The sequence below is a fragment of the Pseudacidovorax sp. genome (assembly GCF_017991995.1).
Classification (GTDB): Bacteria; Pseudomonadota; Gammaproteobacteria; order Burkholderiales; family Burkholderiaceae_C; genus Xenophilus.
The window spans coordinates 121653-138855 of the sequence record NZ_JAGOPN010000015.1 but is presented as its reverse complement, the minus strand read 5'-3'; the positions used below and the strand labels follow the sequence as shown (position 1 = coordinate 138855).

Here is a 17203-nt window from a genome sequence, read left to right as displayed (position 1 = left end):
TGGTCTGATCGCGTCACGATGACTAGGACGCTCTCTGGACAAGCAGCTGTGAAGCCAATTCACAAATCGGCCCCCGCGCGGGTCGAGGTCAACCGCGCCGGCGAACTGGAGGCCTTCGTGCAGGTGGTGGACCGGGGCGGCTTCTCGGCCGCAGCCCGGCACCTGGGCCTGACGCCCTCGGCCATCAGCAAGCTGGTGGCGCGGCTGGAAGCGCGCCTCTCGGTGCAACTGGTGCACCGCTCCACCCGCAAGCTGCAGCTCACGGCCGAAGGGCAGCTCTTCTACGAGCGCGGCCTGCGTGTGCTGGCCGACCTGGACGAGGCCGAGCGCTGCGTGGGCGCCGGCGCGGCACCGCGGGGGCGGGTCAGTATCAACGCCAGCATTCCCTTCGGGCATCGGCTGCTGCTGCCGCTGGTGCCGCGGCTGCTGGAGGCCTATCCGGAGCTGCAGGTGGACGTGTTGCTGACCGACCGCGTGGTCGACCTGATGGAGGAACGCTGCGACATCGCGATCCGCTGGGGCAAGCTGCCGCCTTCGGATCTGGTGGGCCGGCTGCTGGGCCACACGGCGCAGGCCATCGTCGGCTCACCTGACTACCTGGCGCTGCACGGCATGCCCACCACGGTGGAGCAACTCGCGCGCCACAACCGCCTGGGCTCCACCTACCGCCGCAACGTGCCCGACTGGCCGCTGGTCGTCGATGGCCGTGCGGTGGCCATGCCGGTGGTGGGCAGCGCCCGCGCCAGCGACGGTGCGGCGCTGCGCTTGCTGGCGCTGGAAGGCGTGGGGCTGGCGCGTCTGTCCATCTATCACGTGCTGCCCGACTTGCGCGCCGGGCGCCTGGTGCCGGTGATGGAGGCCTTCAATCCGCACGAGCTGGAGCCGCTGCATGCCGTCTACCTGGGCCGGCCCGGGCGTTTGCCGGCGCGGGTGCGGGCGGTACTGGACTTCCTGGCGGCGCATGCGGATTTCGAGGGGGCGGACCGGGTGCCGGTGCCTGCGGCCTGAGCGCTGTCTTTGCGCGCAATCCTGGTCACTCGACGCTGTCGCTCTGAGCGGGGCGAAGGGCTTGTGCCCCGGCTTCGACAGGCTCAGCCCGAACGGTTCTTGAACGATCGGCCGGCATTGGCCGCGGCGCGAGGTTTCAGGTTGTCAGCGCAAGCGGCAGATGGATGCGGGCGCACAGCCCGCGCGGCTGGACCGGCGTCAGCGTCACGCGCCCACCCTGGCGCTCCACGATCTCCTTCACGATCGGCAGGCCCAGGCCGCAGCCGTTGCCCTGGTCGGTGGCGCGCACGAAGCGCTCGAAGACGCGTGGCAGGTCCTCGGGCGCGATGCCCGGGCCGTCGTCGGTGACGCTCAGCACGGCCTCGTCGCCCTCGCGCTGAACATCCACCGTCACGACCGCGCCACGTCCGGCGTAGCGCAGGGCGTTGTCGATCAGGTTGCTGAGGGCCTCGCGCAGCAGCCAGGCATGGCCGACGACGATGAGAGGTGACGCCGCGGCGGGCGCGGCGATTGCGGCGGAGTCCATCGTTTCGTCGGCATTGGCATCGCCATTGCCGGCGGCGTCGGAAGCATTTGCCGCGATCTCATCCACCGGGCTTCCTTCTTCCTCCACGGGCGCAAAGCCCAGGTCGATGCCCTCGCGCAGCGCCCGCGGCACCAGCGTGGCGGTGAGCTCCTGCGCCAGCGCCCGCAGGTCCACCGGCGAGCCCCGGGCTGCGGCGGTGTCGGGCTCGGCGCGCGCCAGGGTGAGCAGCTGGTTGACCAGGTGCGCGCTGCGGTCGGCGCTCTCGTGCACGCGGCGCAGGCGCTCGCGCTGGGCCTCGTCGCCGGCCAGGGCCAGCGCCACTTCGGCCTGCGACTTGAGGCCGGCCAGCGGCGTGCGCATCTGGTGCGCGGCATCGCTGATGAAGCGCTTCTGCTGCGCCAGGTTGTGCTGGACTGCGGCCAGCAGGCCGTTGACTGCCATCACCAGCGCGCGCACCTCGCCCGGCGCGGCGTCGAGGCGGATCGGGGCGAGGTCGGTGGGCGCGCGGCCTTCCACTTCGCGGCGCAGGCGCAGCAGCGGCGCCAGGCCGGCACGGATGCCCAGCCAGATCACCGTGGTCATCAGCAGGATCAGGCCGGCCAGGGGCAGCAGCGTGTCCCAAAGGATGCCCCGCGCCAGTTCCTCGCGGCTGGTGCGGCTGCGCGCCACCTGCACCAGCAGCACCGCGTCGGGGTCGTCGCGGCCGCCCTGGCGCAGGAAGAGGGCGGCCACGCGCAGCGGCTGGCGCGTGCCGACCTCGTCGTTGGCGGGCGGCAGCAGCGCATCGTAGAAGTAGGGCTGACCAATGGGCGGCCGGGCCATCACGGCGGCCGGCGGCAGCGGCAGCTGGTGGTTGCCCAGGATGAAGGCGCCGGGCGGCGTGCTGACCATGTAGTGCAGCCGGTCGTCGGGGTCGGCTTCCAGCACGTCCTGCGCGGCGCGAGGAAAGTCGATCAGCAGGCCGTTGTCCAGCGGGCGCAGCTGGCGGGCGAGGGCGCGCGAGGCCTGCAGCAGGCTCGCGTCCACAGCCGCATTGGTGTAGCGCTCCGCCAGCTGGTAGGCCGCCAATCCGCCGGCCAGCCACAACACCAGCTGGGGCAGCAGCAGCCACAGCAGCAGCTGGCGGCGCAGGGTGGGCGCGAAGCGGCCGGGCGCGGGGGAGGGCGACTCAGCCACGCGCGCCCGCAGTCGGCCCCGGCGCCGGGCTTTCGAGCAGGTAGCCCAGCCCGCGCACCGTGCGGATCACCAGGCCCGGCTTCTCCAGCTTGCGCCGCAGCTTGTGCACGTAGACCTCCACGGCATTGCCCACGGCGGCACTGTCGCCCTCGTCGCCCATCCAGGCACGCACGATCTCGTCCTTGGTCACGACCTCGCCAGCGCGCTCGGCCAGCAGTTCCAGCATGGTCCATTCACGGCCGCTCAGCTCGATGGCCTCGCCGCCCACGGTAGCGCGGCGGTTGTCGCGGTCCAGCAGCATTCCGCCGACCTGCAGGCCGCTGCCGCGCGCGCGGGTGCGGCGCAGCAGGGCATGCAGCCGCGCCTCCAGCTCGGGAAAGTCGAAGGGCTTGGTCACATAGTCGTCGGCGCCGGCCTGCAGGCCGCTCACGCGGTCCTCCAGGCTGTCGCGCGCGGTGAGCACGACGATGGGCAGCAGCGGCTGCTCGGTGCGCACCTTGCGCAGCAGGCTCAGGCCGTCCAGCAGTGGTAGGCCCAGGTCGAGGATGGCGAGGTCGAAGGCATGGCGGCCCAGCAGGTATTCGGCCACGGCGCCGTTGGGCGCGTGCTCCACCGCGAAGCCGGCGCCCTTCAGCTGGGCCGCCAGTCCGTCGGCCAGCAGGGCGTCGTCTTCGGCAAGCAGGATGTGCATGGCGACTAGATTAACGAAGCAGGGCCGCTTCGGCCTCGGGTTTAACCTTAGATTAATAAATTAAAGAGACTTTAATAATCCGGCCGCGGCGACGACGCCGACCACTCAACGGCCCCGCGGGGCGACTTAAGGAGACCTGGCCATGCGCAACCATCCGACTGCTTCCATCACCCGCACCGCCGCCGCGGCCGCATTGCTGGCGCTGGCCGGTGCCGCCCAGGCCGGCGAGGTCGAGGTGCTGCACTACTGGACCAGCGGCGGCGAGGCCAAGGCCGCGGCCGCGCTCAAGGCCACGCTGCAGGCCAAGGGCGACACCTGGAAGGACTTCGCGGTGGCCGGCGGGGGTGGCGATTCGGCCATGACGGTGCTGAAGTCACGCGTGGTGTCGGGCAACGCACCCTCGGCCGCCCAGATCAAGGGCCCGGCCATCCAGGAATGGGCGCGAGAAGGCGTGCTGACCAGCATCGACGGCGTGGCCAAGGCCAACAAGTGGGACGCCGCGCTGCCGCCCACCGTGGCCGCCATCATGAAATACAAGGGCAACTACGTGGCCGCGCCGGTCAACGTGCACCGCGTGAACTGGCTGTGGATCAATCCCGAGGCGCTGAAGAAGGCGAAGGCCAAGGCGCCCACCACCTGGGACGAGTTCTTCGCCACCGCCGACGCGCTGCAGAAGGCCGGCATCACGCCCGTGGCCCACGGCGGACAGCCCTGGCAGGACTTCACCACCTTCGAGACGGTGGTGCTGGGCGTGGGCGGCGCCGACTTCTACCGCAAGGCGCTGGTGCAACTGGACCAGGAGGCGCTCAAGAGCCCCACCATGATCAAGGCCGCCGAGACCTTCAAGCGCATCAAGCCGTACACCGACAAGGCCGCATCCGGCCGCGACTGGAACCTGGCCACCGCGATGGTCATCAAGGGGGAGGCCGGCATGCAGTTCATGGGCGACTGGGCCAAGGGCGAATTCGTGGCCGCGGGCAAGAAGCCGGGCACCGACTTCCTGTGCATGGCCGCGCCGGGCACCGCGCAGGCCTTCACCTTCAACATCGATTCCTTCGCCATGTTCAAGGTCAAGGGCGACGACCGCATCAAGGCCCAGAACGACCTGGCCGAGGCCATCATGTCACCGGCCTTCCAGGAGACCTTCAGCCTGGCCAAGGGCTCGATCCCGGTGCGGCTGGACGTGCCCATGGACAAGTTCGACGACTGCGCCAAGCTCTCGGCCAAGGACTTCGCGGCCACCGCCAAGTCGGGCGCCCTGGTGCCCAGCGCGGCGCACAGCATGGCGGTGCCCTCGGCCGTAGAAGGCGCCTTGAAGGACGCCGTGAGCCAGTACTGGAACAGCGACAAGATGAGCGCGCAGGACGCCGTTGCCAAGATCGCGGCCGCGGCCAAGGCCCGCTGAGAGGCATCCGCACGCCTGAATGAAGGGCAAGGCCTCCGGGCGCCGCGCGCGCCGGGGCCTGCCGCGCAATCGACCGACCAGGGAGCCCCCATGTCCGCGCCTTCCCGCCTGCCCACGCCCTGGCTGCCCAAGCTGGTCATCGCGCCCAGCTTTGTGCTGGCTTTCCTGTTCATCTACGGGCTGATCGCCTGGAACGGCTACCTGTCGGTGTCGGAGTCGCGGCTGCTGCCCAACTACGACTTCGCCGGGCTGGACCACTACCTCACGCTGTGGGAGAACGAACGCTTCCGTGTCGCGATGACGAACATGCTGATCTTCGGCGTGCTCTTCATCGGCGGCAGCACTTTGCTGGGCCTTCTGCTGGCCATCCTGCTCGACCAGAAGATCCGCGCCGAGGGCGTGCTGCGCACGGTATACCTGTACCCCATGGCCATCTCGGCCATCGTCACCGGCACGGCCTGGAAGTGGATGCTCAACCCCGGCATGGGGCTGGAGCACCTGATGCAGTCCTGGGGCTTCGCCGGCTTCAGCTTCGACTGGCTGGTCGACCCCGACCGCGCCATCTACTGCGTGGTGATCGCAGGTGTGTGGCAGAGCGCAGGCTTCGTCATGGCGCTCTTCCTGGCGGCGCTGCGCGGCATCGACGACGCCATCATCAAGGCGGCGCAGGTGGACGGTGCCAGCCTGCCGCGCATCTACTGGCGCATCATCATCCCCAGCCTGCGGCCGGTGTTCTTCAGCACCGTGCTGGTGGTGAGCCACCTGGCCATCAAGAGCTTCGACCTGGTGATGGCGCTCACTGCGGGCGGCCCGGGCTTCGCCACCGACCTGCCGGCCACCTTCATGTACGCCATGGCCTTCACCCGCGGGCAGATCGGCCTGGGCGCGGCCAGCGCCACCGTCATGCTGGCCACCGTGGCGGCGGTGGTGGTGCCGTACCTGTACTCCGAACTGCGGACCAAGAAGGGCTGAGGACACACCCATGCGCGTCGTTCACCGCACCATCCTCTGGGCGCTGCTGCTGCTCTTCGCGGCCTACTTCCTGGCGCCGCTGTACGTGATGCTGGTCACCTCCTTCAAGGACATGGACCAGGTGCGGGCCACCAGCATGGTGGCGCTGCCCACGCATCCCACCTTCGAGGCGTGGACCAAGGCCTGGAGCTCCGCCTGCACCGGCACCGACTGCCGCGGCCTGCAGCCCTTCTTCATGAACTCGGTGCTGATGGTGGTGCCGGCGGTGGCCCTCTCCACGCTGCTGGGCGCGCTCAACGGCTACGTGCTGGCGCAGTGGCGCTTCCGCGGCAGCGAGACGATGTTCGCGCTGATGCTCTTCGGCGTCTTCATGCCCATGCAGGTGGTGCTGCTGCCCATGAGCCAGGTGCTGGGCTGGCTGGGTATCGCCAGCTCCATCTGGGGCCTGATCCTCATGCACCTGCTGGCCGGGCTGCCCACCACCACGCTGTTCTTCCGCAACTACTACGTGGGCCTGCCGCCGGAGCTGATCAAGGCGGCCATGCTCGACGGTGCCAGCTTCTGGCAGATCTTCCGGCGCATCGTGCTGCCGCTGTCGGTGCCCATCCTGGTGGTGACGGTGATCTGGCAGTTCACGGCGATCTGGAACGACTTCCTCTACGGCGTGGTGTTCTCCGGCGCCGACAGCAAGCCGGTGACGGTGGGCCTGAACAACCTGGCCAACACCACCAGCTCGGTCAAGGAATACAACGTGGACATGGCCGCGGCGCTGATCGCTGCGCTGCCGACGCTCTTCGTCTACGTGGTGGCAGGCAAGTATTTTGTGCGCGGGCTGACGGCCGGCGCGGTGAAGGGATGAACACCATGGGCGCACTCGGCATCCGCCAACTGCACAAGACCTACGCGGGCAACACGCACATCCTCAAGGGCATCGACCTGGAGATCGAGGCCGGCGAGTTCCTGATCCTGGTCGGCCCTTCGGGCTGCGGCAAGTCCACGCTGCTGTCGATCATCGCGGGGCTGGACGCGCCGACCTCCGGCTCGGTGCACATCGGCGAGCGCGAGGTCACGAACCTGCCCAGCAAGGACCGCGACATCGCCATGGTGTTCCAAAGCTATGCGCTGTACCCCAACATGACGGTGGCGCAGAACATCGCCTTCGGCCTGGAGTTGCGCAAGGTGCCCAAGGCCGAGCGCGAGGCCACCGTACAGCGCGTGGCGCAGATGCTGCAGCTGGAGGCGCTGCTGGGCCGCAAGCCCGGCCAGCTCTCGGGCGGCCAGCGCCAGCGCGTCGCCATGGGCCGGGCGCTGGCGCGCCACCCGGCGCTCTTCCTCTTCGACGAGCCGCTGTCCAACCTGGACGCCAAGCTGCGGGTGGAGATGCGGGCCGAGATCAAGCGTCTGCACCAGCGCACGAAGACCACCACCGTCTACGTCACGCACGACCAGGTCGAGGCCATGACGCTGGGCGACCGCATCGCGGTGATGAAGGACGGCATCGTGCAGCAGTTCGGCACGCCCGAGCAGATCTACGGCAGCCCGGCCAATCGCTTCGTGGCGGAGTTCATCGGCTCGCCGGCCATGAACTTCATTGATGCCGCCACGGGTGCAAGCGGCGGCGTGGAGGCGGGCGGGCTGGTCATGCCCTGCGACCCGTCGCGCCACCCGGCGCTGCCGTCGCAGGCTGCCGGCACGAGGCTGCTGTATGGCCTGCGGCCCGAGAACGTCGTCTTCGCCGATGCGGGCCTGGAGGGCGTGCTGGAGCTGATCGAGCCGACCGGTCCCGAGACCTATGCCGAGGTGGCCACGCCGCTGGGCCTGCTGACGGTGCGCGTACCCGGCACGCTGCGCGCCCGCGTGGGCGAGGCGGTGCACCTGCAATGGGGCGCGGAAAGCGTGCACCTGTTCGACGCCGAGGGCGCGCTGCGGCTCTGAGGCGGCGGCGCAGCGGCGAGGGCCCTGCCAGCGCGGCATGCCCGCAGCGCGCCGGCCTCGGTCACGGCCGACGCAATGCCCGTGACAGCCCGGGGCCGCAGCCGGGTCGACGGGCAGCCTCGTGCCCAAGCCGGGAGAATGCGCCGCCTATGTCTTCGTCTCCCCGGTTCCTCCGCATCGCCGTCGTCCTCGGCCTGCTCTCGGCCATCGGCCCCTTCGCCATCGACATGTACCTCCCGGCGCTGCCGGCCATCGGCCAACAGCTGGGCACCGACTTCGGCACTGCGCAGCTGAGCCTGACGGTGTTCTTCATCTCCATCGGCATCGGCCAGTTGCTCTACGGCCCGGTGTCGGACATGGTGGGCCGGCGGCCGCCCATGTTCTTCGGCATGGCGCTGTTCGCGCTGGCCAGCGTGGGCTGCGCGCTGGCCACCGACATCCACACGCTGATCGTGCTGCGCTTCGTCCAGGGCCTGGGCGCGGCGGCGGGCATGGCGATCCCGCGCGCCGTGGTGCGCGACCTGCACACCGGGCCCGATGCGGCGCGGCTGATGTCGCTGCTGATGCTGGTGTTCAGCGTCTCGCCCATCCTGGCGCCTCTGGCCGGCAGCGGCGTGATCGCGGTGGCGGGCTGGCGTGCCGTCTTCTGGGCCATCGCCGTGGCTGCGGTGGCCGGGCTGGCGCTGCTGGCCTTCAGCCTGGAAGAAACGCGGCCGCCCTCGGCCCGCGTGGAAAGCAGCCTGGGCAGCGCCCTGCGCGCCTACGGCCGGCTGCTGCTGGACGCGCACTTCCTCGGCCTGGTCTTCATCGGCGGCTTCGCGATGATGGGCTTCTTCATCTACCTGTCGACGTCCTCTTTCGTGATGATCGGCCACTACGGCCTCACGCCCACGCAGTACAGCATCGCCTTCGGCGTGAACGCGGCGGCCTTTTTCGGCGCGGCGCAGCTCAACGGCCGGCTGTCGGCCCGCTTCGGCCTGGTGCCGCTGGTGCGCGTGGGCGTCGTGGGCGCCAGCGTCGCCATCAGCCTGATGCTGGCCCACTACCTGACGGGGGGCGATTCGCTGGCCGTGCTCATCGGCCTGTACTTCGTGGCCAGCGCCTTCATGGGGCTGGTGATTCCGACCACCGCGGTGCTGGCGCTGGAGAACCACGGCGCCATCGCCGGCACGGCGGCGGCCCTGATGGGTACCTTGCAGATGCTGGGCGGCGCGGTGGGCATGGCGGTGGTCAGCCTGTTCAACGACGGCCGGCCGCTGCCGATGGTGCTGGGCATGGCGGCGGGGCTGTACCTGTCGCTGACGCTCACGCTGGTGACGCTGGGCGTGCGCGGCCGACGGCTGCCATCGCCGGCTTGATCGCCTGAACCGGAGCCTGGGATGACCGGCCTCGTCGTCTTCGACACCGCCATCGGCCATTGCGGCCTGGCCTGGGGCGAGGCCGGCCTGCGCAGCGTGCTGCTGCCCGAGGTCGACGGCAGCGTCAGCGGCGTGCGGGCCCACCTGCTGCGGCGCTGCCCGGACGCGTCGTATGCCGTGCCGCCCCCCGACTGGGTGTTGAAGGCCATCGACGGCATCCGCGCCCTGCTGGCGGGCGAGCCGCGCGACCTGTGCGAGCTGCCGCTGGACGAGCGCGGCGTGCCGGACTTCCACCGTCGCGTCTATGCGCTGGCGCGACAGATCCCGCCTGGCCAGACCCGCACCTACGGCGAACTGGCCGAGGCGCTGGGCGGCAAGGGCAGGGCGCGGGCGGTGGGCCAGGCCCTGGGCCACAACCCCTTCGCGCCGGTCGTGCCCTGCCACCGCATCCTGGGCGCGGACGGCCGGCCGGGCGGCTTCTCGGCGCCCGGCGGGGCGCTGCTCAAGCTGCGGATGCTGGCCATCGAGGGTGCCCGGCCCTCGGGCAGCGAGCCGCTCTTCGACGAACGCTGAGCTTCCTGCATTGCCGAGCGCGCACCACCCCGGCGCGCACTCGGCCATCGACCCGCGGGCGCGCACCGTGGCGGCGCGCGGCGCAGAATCGCCGGATGCCGACGCCCTCCCTTTGCCCGCCGCCTGACATCGTCTCCACGCATCCCGATCTGGCGGCACGGAGCGGCGCATGACCCCGGCGGCGACCGAGGGCCCGGCCTACGACGGCCTGCCGCAACCGCAGCGCGGCCGCGCGATGGCCGTGATCATCGTGGCCATGATCGTGTCGGTGCTCGACGGCACCATCCTCAATCTGGCGCTGCCTGGCATCGCCCGGTCGCTCAACGCCAGCCCGGCCCATGCGGTGTGGGTGGTCAACGCCTACCAGATCGCCACGCTGGTGCTGCTGCTGCCGCTGGCGCGGCTGGGCGAGCAGATCGGCTTCCGCCGCGTCTATATGGCTGGCATGGCGCTCTTCACGGTGGCCTCGCTGGGCGCGCTGATGTCCAGTAGCCTGGGCTGGCTGATTGCGGCGCGCGCCGTCCAGGGGGTGGGTGCGGCCGGGCTGATGAGCGTGAACGCGGCGCTGGTGCGCCTGACCTATCCGCGCAGCCAGCTCGGCAAGGGCATGGCCATCAACTCGATGGTGGTGGCGGCCTCGTCGGTGGCCGGCCCGTCGGTGGCGGCCGCGGTGCTGGCGGTGGCCGATTGGCCCTGGCTCTTCGCCATCAACATCCCGCTGGGCGTGGCGGTGCTGTGGCTGGGCTGGCGGGCGCTGCCGGCCAACGTCGGCCCGGCGCTGGGCGACCGCATGCGGGTGCTTGACGTGCTGCTCAACATCGGCATGTTCTCCCTCTTCTTCCTGGGGGTGGACCGCCTGGGCGTGCAGGAAGGCCAGACGGGCGGGCGCCTCGACGGCTGGCTGTGGCTGGCTGGCGGCCTGCTGCTCGGCGCGGTCTACATCCGGCGCCAGTGGTCGATGCGGGTGCCGCTGTTCCCGGTGGACCTGCTGCGCATTCCGGTCTTCGCGCTGTCCATGGGCACCTCCGTCAGTGCCTTCGCGGCGCAGATGCTGGCCTACATCGCGCTGCCCTTCCTGCTGCTCGACGCCTTCGGCCGCACGCATGTGCAGGCCGGCCTGCTGCTGACCGCGTGGCCGCTGGCCATCGTGGCCACCGCGCCCATCGCGGGCCGCCTGATCGGGCGCGTGCCCGACGGGCTGCTGGGCGGCATCGGCCTGGGCCTGCTGGCCGTCGGCCTGTCGCTGCTGGCCCTGCTGCCCGATGCGCCCACCAACGGCGACATCGCCTGGCGCATGGCCCTGTGCGGCGTGGGTTTCGGGCTCTTCCAATCGCCCAACAACCACACCATCGTGACTGCGCCGCCGCCGCACCGCAGTGGCGCCGCCAGCGGCATGCTGGGTACGGCGCGTCTGACGGGGCAGACCGTGGGCGCGGTGGTGCTCGCCACCATCTTCAGCGTGTGGGACCCGCACCTGCGCATGGGCCCCGAGGTGGCGCTGGGCGTGGCGGCCGCCTTCGCGGCGGTGTCGGGCGTGTGCAGTTCGCTGCGGCTGAAGACGGCCAGCGGGCACGCCGCGGCCTGACAAGGGAGCCGGCCGGGACACATGAGCGGGTGGCCGGAAGACCTGGCCATCCGCGACTGCGTTCTCAGACCATCCGCCGGATCTTCTTGTGCCGCCACACGCCGCGGTAGTACGCCGTCTGCATCAGCAGCATGGCGCAGAAGCCCAGGGGGTAGGCCATCCAGATGCCCTTGAGCCCGAAGCGGTGGCTCATCCACCAGGCGGCGGGCACCTCCACCAGCAGCACGGCGCCGATGGTGATGGCCGTCGGCACCAGCACCGAGCCGCTGGCGCGCATCACGCCCGCCAGGGCCGAGCCCATGCCGAAGACCACCAGGCTCCACAGCATGATGTGCAGCAGCTGCTGCGCCACCTCGATCACCGCCGGGTCGGTGATGAACAGGCCCATCAACGGCCGCGAGGCCAGGTAGGCCAGCAGCACCAGCCCGCCGGTCAGCGCCAGGTTCATGCCCAGCGCCGTGGCCGTGATGCGGCCCAGCTGATCGGCCTTGCCGGCGCCGATGGCCTGCGCCCCCAGCACCGAGGCCGTGATGGCGATGGAGATGGCCGGGAACTGCACATAGGCGATGACCTGGTTGACCGCGCCATAGGCCGCCGTCGCGGCCGAGCCGAAGCCGTTGACCAGCGACAGCAGCACCACCGCCGCCAGCGAGACCACGATCATCTGCACGCCCGTGGGCACGCCCACCTTGAGCACCGCGCGCAGCAACTGCCAGTCGATGCGCAGGTGCCGCAGCAGGACCCGGTTGGGCGCCAGCGGGCTGCCGCGTCGGCGCAGGTGCAGGCCCATCCACAGGCTGGCGAGCACGAAGCCCACCACCGTGGCCCAGGCCGCGCTCGCCACACCCAGCTGCGGCAGGCCCAGCCAGCCGCGGATCAGGGCGGGGGTGAGCAGCAGGCCGGTGGCCGTGGAAATGGCCAGCGTGTAGAGGGGCGTCATGGTGTCGCCCACGCCGCGCAGCATGGCCGTGGAAAGCAGGTAGACGAACAGCCCCGGCATCGCGATCAGGATGATGCGGGCATAGGCGGTGGCGTCGGGCAGGATGTCCGGCGGCGTGCCCAGCGCATGCAGCAGCGGTCGCGTGAACAGCCCGCCGAACACCGCCACCAGCAGCCCGAACACCAGCACCACCGACAGCGCGGTGCCCGCCACGGCCCGTGCCCGCTCGGGCTCGGCCGCGCCCCAGGCTTGGCCGATCAGCACCGAGGCGCCCGCGCCCAGGCCGATGGTGAAGGCGATGAAGAAGAACATCACCGGGAAGAAGCCCGAGACGGCGGCAAGCGCATGCACGCCCAGCATCTGCCCCAGGTAGATGTTGTTGATCGTGCCCGATGCCGACTGCAGCACGTTGGACAGCAGCATGGGCAGCAGGAAGAAGAGGAAGGTCTTCCAGAGCGGACGGTTGGCGGGAGCGCCCTTCGGAGCGGCCGGGCCCGCGCTCATGCGGTCTGCTCCGGCGTGGTGGCCCAGCTGTTCGCCGACAGGTGGCGGGCGTATCGGGCCACGTCCTCCGGCCAGTCGCGGGTCTGCTCGGCGAAGCGCGCCGGATCGCCGGCGAAGAGGGCGCGCGCGGCTTCCTCGAAGCCGGGCAGGGCGCTCGCGACGGTGCTCAGGAAACGGTAGGTCGATTCGCGCGAGGCGCGCACCGCGTCGCGGTCCGCGTAGACGCGGCGGGCGTCGTCCACCAGGCGGCGCAGCGCCACCGAGGCGCCGCCCGGCTGGCGACTGAGCCATTCCCAGTGCCGCGGCAGCAGCGTGACTTCGCGTGCCACCACGCCAAGCCGCGGCCGGCCCACGCCACGGGCGTGGCGGGTGCTGCCGGCGATGTCGGCCTCCGCGGGGCAGGGCGTGCCGCAGCCGGGGGCCGCCTCCAGCTCCACCCGCTCGCCGCTGTGGTCGTCGAACACGATGGCGGGCGGGTTGTCCTGACGGCGGCGCAATTCGGCGAGCACCGACTCGCGCGGACCGTGGGCGATCTGCTGGTAGCCGAGAAAAGCCGTCAGCTGCGGCGCACTGGGAGCATCCATGATGCGTCGAATATTACCCGGCTGAAATCGAGTATGCAATGTGCCCGGGTAAAAATAGGGCGAGCCACCGTCCTACAGCAGGACTGGCCGGCGGATGCCGTGGGCTGGTGCGCCTGCCGCCCCGCTGACTTCACGGCGTGTTGGCAGAATGCCCGCCGATGAATGTGGTGCCCGACGTGACGGTATGCGAAGGATGCGACGCGGTGTTCCGCGCGCCGCGGCTTCGTCCCCGGGAGATCGCGCACTGCCCCCGCTGCGGCACCGAGCTGGCGCGTCACCCTGGCCAGCAGCGCGAGCGCCTGCTGCCGCTGACGCTGGCCAGCCTCATCCTCTTCGCCATCGCCAATCTCTTTCCCATCGTCGAGATCGAACTCCAGGGCCGTACGAGCCAGACCACGCTGGCCGGTGCGGTGGTGGTGCTGGCCGGAGAAGGCATGTCGCCCGTCGCATTGCTGGTGCTGGCGACGACGCTGATCTTTCCGCTGGCGCAGTTGTGCATCCTGTTCTATCTGCAGGTTGCGCCGCGGGTGTGGAAGGCCGGGCAGGCCGATGGCGATGCGGCGGCTGCGCCATCGCAGCGCCCCCCCGGCTTTGCCGTGCTGGTGAGGGCACTGCAGTCGCTGCGGCCCTGGGGCATGGTCGAGGTCTTCCTGCTCGGTGTGCTGGTGGCCATCGTCAAGCTCTTCGGCATGGCGACGGTGGTGCTCGGCCCCGCGCTGTGGGCCTTCGTCGGCCTGACGGTGCTGCTGACCACGCTGTTGTCCTTCGATCCGCGCAGCTTCTGGGAAATGGCCTTCGAGCGCGAAGCCGCCGCCGGGGGCGCGCCTTGAGGAGCCGGACCCGCGCCACGCGCGAGCGCCTGGCGCGGCTCGCGGGCCAGGCCACGCCGCACCTGCCGGTGGAAGAGGGCGGCGGCGCGATCGTCACCGCGCACGACGCCTGCCTGCTGGACTGCCACCGCTGCGGCACCGTGTGGGAAGGCGCCCAGCCGGGTGAGCACTGCGGCCGCTGCGGCACACGCCTGCGCGCCCGCAAGCCCGACAGCCTGCGGCGCACCTGGGCGTACCTGCTTGCCGCGGTGGTGCTGTACCTGCCCGCCAACCTGCTGCCCGTGATGATCACCAAGAGCCTGCTCGGCACGCAGCAGGACACCATCCTGAGCGGGATCATCTTCTTCTGGATCTCGGGCTCCTACGGGCTCGCGGCGCTGATCTTCACGGCCAGCTTCCTGGTGCCGCTGTTCAAGCTGGCGGCGCTGGCCGTGCTGGTGATTACCACGCAGCGCCGCAGCCGCTGGCGCCAGCGCGAGCGCGCGCGGCTCTACCAGGTGCTGGAGTTCATCGGCCGCTGGTCGATGCTCGACGTGTTCGTGGTCTCGCTGCTGGCGGGGCTGGTGCGCATCCAGGGCTTCGCCGTGGTGCAGGCTGGCGTGGGGATTGCTGCCTTCGGTGCCGTGGTTGTGCTGACCATGCTGGCCTCGCTGAGCTTCGACCCGCGGCTGATCTGGGACGCCGGCATGCCCGACGACGAAGAGGCCGCCGATCAGGTCGGCCGAAGTGCGCCCGCGAGGGCATAGGAGAGTGAATGAGTGAACCCGGGCCTCGCGAAGGCCAGACCCCTGCCGATGCCGGCGCGCCCGCCGCGCCGCCTGCGTTGGCACGCCCCCGCGTTGTACGCCGCCGCGACTGGGTGCCCTCGCTGATCTGGCTGATCCCCATCGTCGCGGCGATGGTGGGCATCACGCTGGTGGCCAAGGTGCTCTGGAACCGCGGGCCCGAGATCGTCATCACCTTCAAGACTGCCGAGGGCCTGGAGGCCGGCAAGACGGCCGTGAAATACAAGGACGTGCAGATCGGCACCGTGCACAACATCCGCCTGGCGCGCGACCGCTCGCATGTGCGCGTGACGGTCGAGCTGGACAAGAACGCCGCCGAGGGCTTCACCGCCAAGGACGCGCGCTACTGGGTGGTGCGGCCGCGCTTCGACACCTCGGGCGTCTCGGGCCTGAACACGCTGCTCTCGGGCGCCTATATCGGCGCGGATGCGGGTGCCGAGGAAGAAACCGCCAGCGAGTTCGCCGGCCTGGAGCAGCCGCCGATCATCACGCGCGACGCCAGCGGCCGGCAGTTCCAGCTGCATTCGCGCGATGCGGGTTCGCTCGACATCGGCTCGCCGGTGTACTTCCGACGCGTGCGGGTGGGGCAGGTGGCCTCGGTGGAACTCGATGGCGATGGCCGCGGCGTGGCGCTGCGCGTCTTCATCGATGCGCCCTACGACCGCTTCGTCGGAGCCAACACACGCTTCTGGCATGCCAGCGGCCTGCAGGTGCAGGCGGGCGCCAGCGGATTCGAGGTGCGCACCCAGTCCCTGGCCTCGATCGTGCTGGGCGGCATCGCCTTCGCCGCGCCTGACGACGTGCGCGGCCCGCAGGCCGACGAGAACACGGTCTTCGGTCTGGCCGACGACGAAGCCACGGCCATGAAGCCGCCGGACGGGCCGCCGCAGACGCTGCTGATGTACTTCAACCAGTCGCTGCGCGGCCTGGCGCCCGGCGCGCCGGTGGACTTCCGGGGCGTGATCATTGGCGAGGTCAAGTCCATCGGCGTGCAGTTCGACCGCAATGAGCGGGAGTTCCTGATGCCGGTTGTGGTCACGGTCTACCCCGACCGTCTGCGCCGCTCCGACACGCGCGATGGCAAGCAGGCGCCCTTGCCGGTGGAGCCGCGATTCACGCAGCAGGAGCGCACGCGCTTCCTCATCAGCCGCGGCCTGCGTGCGCAGCTGCGTACCGGCAACCTGCTGACGGGCCAGCTCTATGTGGCGCTGGACTTCTTCCCCAAGGAGAAGCCGGTCAAGGTCGACACCAACCAGGACCCGATCCAGATCCCCACCGTGGCCGGCAGCTTCGACGAGCTGCAGGAGCAGCTGCAGGAGATCGCGACCAAGGTCAACAAGATTCCCTTCCAGGAGATCGCGGGCGACCTGCGCAAGACCCTCGCCACGCTCGACAAGACGCTGGGCAGCGCAGAGGCCACCGTCACGCGCATCAACAACGACGTAACCCCCGAGATCGCCGCCGCCGTCAAGGACGCGCGCAAGACCATCGACGCCGCCACCCGCACGCTGTCGGAGGACGCACCGGTGCAGCAGGACCTGCGCGCGACGCTGCAGGAACTGACGCGCGCGGCCGGCTCGGTGCGCGTGCTGACGGACTACCTGGAGCGCCACCCCGAATCGCTGCTGCGCGGCAAACCCGAGGACAAGAAGCGATGAGCCGCTTTGCAACACGACGCATCGGCGCGACCGCCGCCCTGGCGCTTGCCGTGGCCGTCCTCGGAGGTTGTGCCTCCGAGCCCGACCGCTACTACACGCTGGCAGAGCCGGCCGCGCCCCAGCCGCTGGTGGCGCCGCCGGCCGGCGGCCTGGCCATCGAGATGGCGCCGCTGGCCGTGCCGGAGCGCCTGGCGCGGCCGCAGATGGTGGTGCGCGGCCCGGCCGGCGCCGAAGTGCAGGTGCTGGAGCAGAGCCGCTGGGCGGCCTCCTTCGAGCAGGAACTGCGCGACGCGCTCGCTGCCGGCGTGGCGGCGCGCCTCGGCGCCACCGATGCGACCCGCGGACCGGGCGTGGCCGGAGTCTTGCCCTGGCGGATCGCGGTGCAGGTCCAGCGCTTCGATGCCACGCAGGGCGCGCAGGTCGAGGCGGCCCTGAGCTGGACGGTGCGCCGCGCCGACAGCAGCCAGCGCAGCACCTGCAGCTGGCGCGGCAGCGAAGCGGCGCCGGGCGGCATCGACGGCGTGGCGCAGGCGGGCCAGCGCATCGTGTCCAAGGTGTCCGACGCCATCGCCCGGCACATCGCGGCCCTGCAGGCGGGTCAGCCGGCGGCGTGCCCGGCGGCGCCGGGCTGATCGCCCGGTCTCCCAGGCGCCCATGCGATCAGGCGGCGAGG

General features: G+C 70.8%; 16 protein-coding genes. 12 read left to right on the top strand and 4 right to left on the bottom strand.

The genetic code is table 11. The annotated features are described in order from the left end of the window. Positions 1–48 precede the first annotated feature (48 nt). Complete coding sequence (locus KBC94_RS19920; RefSeq protein WP_294374070.1) at positions 49–1008, top strand: LysR family transcriptional regulator; 960 nt, start codon at positions 49–51, stop codon at positions 1006–1008. Positions 1009–1144: 136 nt separating this feature from the next. Here the strand turns inward: KBC94_RS19920 and KBC94_RS19915 are convergent, their stop codons facing one another. Both KBC94_RS19915 and KBC94_RS19910 read right to left on the bottom strand, forming a co-directional pair. Next, a complete protein-coding gene (locus KBC94_RS19915) occupies positions 1145–2710 on the bottom strand; it encodes a sensor histidine kinase (protein WP_294374067.1) in 1566 nt (521 codons plus the stop codon). Continuing rightward, positions 2703–3401 carry a response regulator transcription factor gene (locus tag KBC94_RS19910; RefSeq protein WP_294374064.1) on the bottom strand — a complete coding sequence of 233 codons (699 nt, stop codon included), beginning with the start codon at positions 3399–3401 and terminating at the stop codon, positions 2703–2705. The genes KBC94_RS19915 and KBC94_RS19910 overlap by 8 nt, the downstream gene beginning before the upstream one ends. A 142-nt stretch (positions 3402–3543) precedes the next feature. Between KBC94_RS19910 and KBC94_RS19905 the strand changes: the two genes are divergently transcribed. From KBC94_RS19905 to KBC94_RS19875, 7 genes are all read left to right on the top strand, one after another. Next, positions 3544–4806, top strand: coding sequence for an ABC transporter substrate-binding protein (locus KBC94_RS19905; protein ID WP_294374061.1), 1263 nt, complete (start codon positions 3544–3546; stop codon positions 4804–4806). Between the two features lie 90 nt (positions 4807–4896). Beyond that, positions 4897–5778 carry a sugar ABC transporter permease gene (locus KBC94_RS19900; RefSeq protein ID WP_234192152.1) on the top strand — a complete coding sequence of 294 codons (882 nt, stop codon included), beginning with the start codon at positions 4897–4899 and terminating at the stop codon, positions 5776–5778. A 10-nt stretch (positions 5779–5788) separates the two neighbouring features. Further along, positions 5789–6637, top strand: coding sequence for a carbohydrate ABC transporter permease (locus KBC94_RS19895; protein ID WP_294374056.1), 849 nt, complete (start codon positions 5789–5791; stop codon positions 6635–6637). A 5-nt stretch (positions 6638–6642) separates the two neighbouring features. After that, positions 6643–7713 carry a sn-glycerol-3-phosphate ABC transporter ATP-binding protein UgpC gene (ugpC, locus tag KBC94_RS19890; RefSeq protein ID WP_294374051.1) on the top strand — a complete coding sequence of 357 codons (1071 nt, stop codon included), beginning with the start codon at positions 6643–6645 and terminating at the stop codon, positions 7711–7713. Between the two features lie 149 nt (positions 7714–7862). Beyond that, on the top strand, positions 7863–9071 hold the full coding sequence (locus KBC94_RS19885) for a multidrug effflux MFS transporter (RefSeq protein ID WP_294374046.1): 1209 nt from the start codon (positions 7863–7865) through the stop codon (positions 9069–9071). Positions 9072–9092: 21 nt separating this feature from the next. After that, the gene (locus KBC94_RS19880) at positions 9093–9644 is read left to right on the top strand and encodes a methylated-DNA--[protein]-cysteine S-methyltransferase (RefSeq protein ID WP_294374043.1); all 552 of its coding nucleotides are present in this window, start codon (positions 9093–9095) and stop codon (positions 9642–9644) included. Positions 9645–9813: 169 nt separating this feature from the next. Beyond that, positions 9814–11229 (top strand): MFS transporter, encoded by a 1416-nt coding sequence (locus KBC94_RS19875; protein ID WP_294374041.1) that lies wholly within the window; start codon positions 9814–9816, stop codon positions 11227–11229. A gap of 64 nt (positions 11230–11293) precedes the next feature. On the opposite strand, the gene KBC94_RS19870 is transcribed toward KBC94_RS19875, so the two are convergent. Both KBC94_RS19870 and KBC94_RS19865 read right to left on the bottom strand, forming a co-directional pair. Beyond that, positions 11294–12673 (bottom strand): MATE family efflux transporter, encoded by a 1380-nt coding sequence (locus KBC94_RS19870; RefSeq protein WP_294374038.1) that lies wholly within the window; start codon positions 12671–12673, stop codon positions 11294–11296. Further along, on the bottom strand, positions 12670–13257 hold the full coding sequence (locus tag KBC94_RS19865) for a DUF2239 family protein (protein ID WP_294374036.1): 588 nt from the start codon (positions 13255–13257) through the stop codon (positions 12670–12672). Before KBC94_RS19865 ends, KBC94_RS19870 begins: the two co-directional genes overlap by 4 nt. A gap of 158 nt (positions 13258–13415) precedes the next feature. On the opposite strand from KBC94_RS19865, the gene KBC94_RS19860 reads away from it, so the two are divergent. The 4 genes from KBC94_RS19860 (at position 13416) to KBC94_RS19845 (ending at position 17162) form a co-directional block, all read left to right on the top strand. Further along, complete coding sequence (locus tag KBC94_RS19860) at positions 13416–14087, top strand: paraquat-inducible protein A (RefSeq protein ID WP_294374033.1); 672 nt, start codon at positions 13416–13418, stop codon at positions 14085–14087. A gap of 89 nt (positions 14088–14176) precedes the next feature. Next, on the top strand, positions 14177–14833 hold the full coding sequence (locus KBC94_RS19855) for a paraquat-inducible protein A (protein ID WP_294374162.1): 657 nt from the start codon (positions 14177–14179) through the stop codon (positions 14831–14833). An 8-nt stretch (positions 14834–14841) separates the two neighbouring features. Further along, a complete protein-coding gene (locus tag KBC94_RS19850) occupies positions 14842–16530 on the top strand; it encodes an MlaD family protein (protein ID WP_294374029.1) in 1689 nt (562 codons plus the stop codon). After that, on the top strand, positions 16527–17162 hold the full coding sequence (locus KBC94_RS19845; protein WP_294374026.1) for a membrane integrity-associated transporter subunit PqiC: 636 nt from the start codon (positions 16527–16529) through the stop codon (positions 17160–17162). Before KBC94_RS19850 ends, KBC94_RS19845 begins: the two co-directional genes overlap by 4 nt. The last annotated feature ends 41 nt before the right edge of the window (positions 17163–17203 follow it).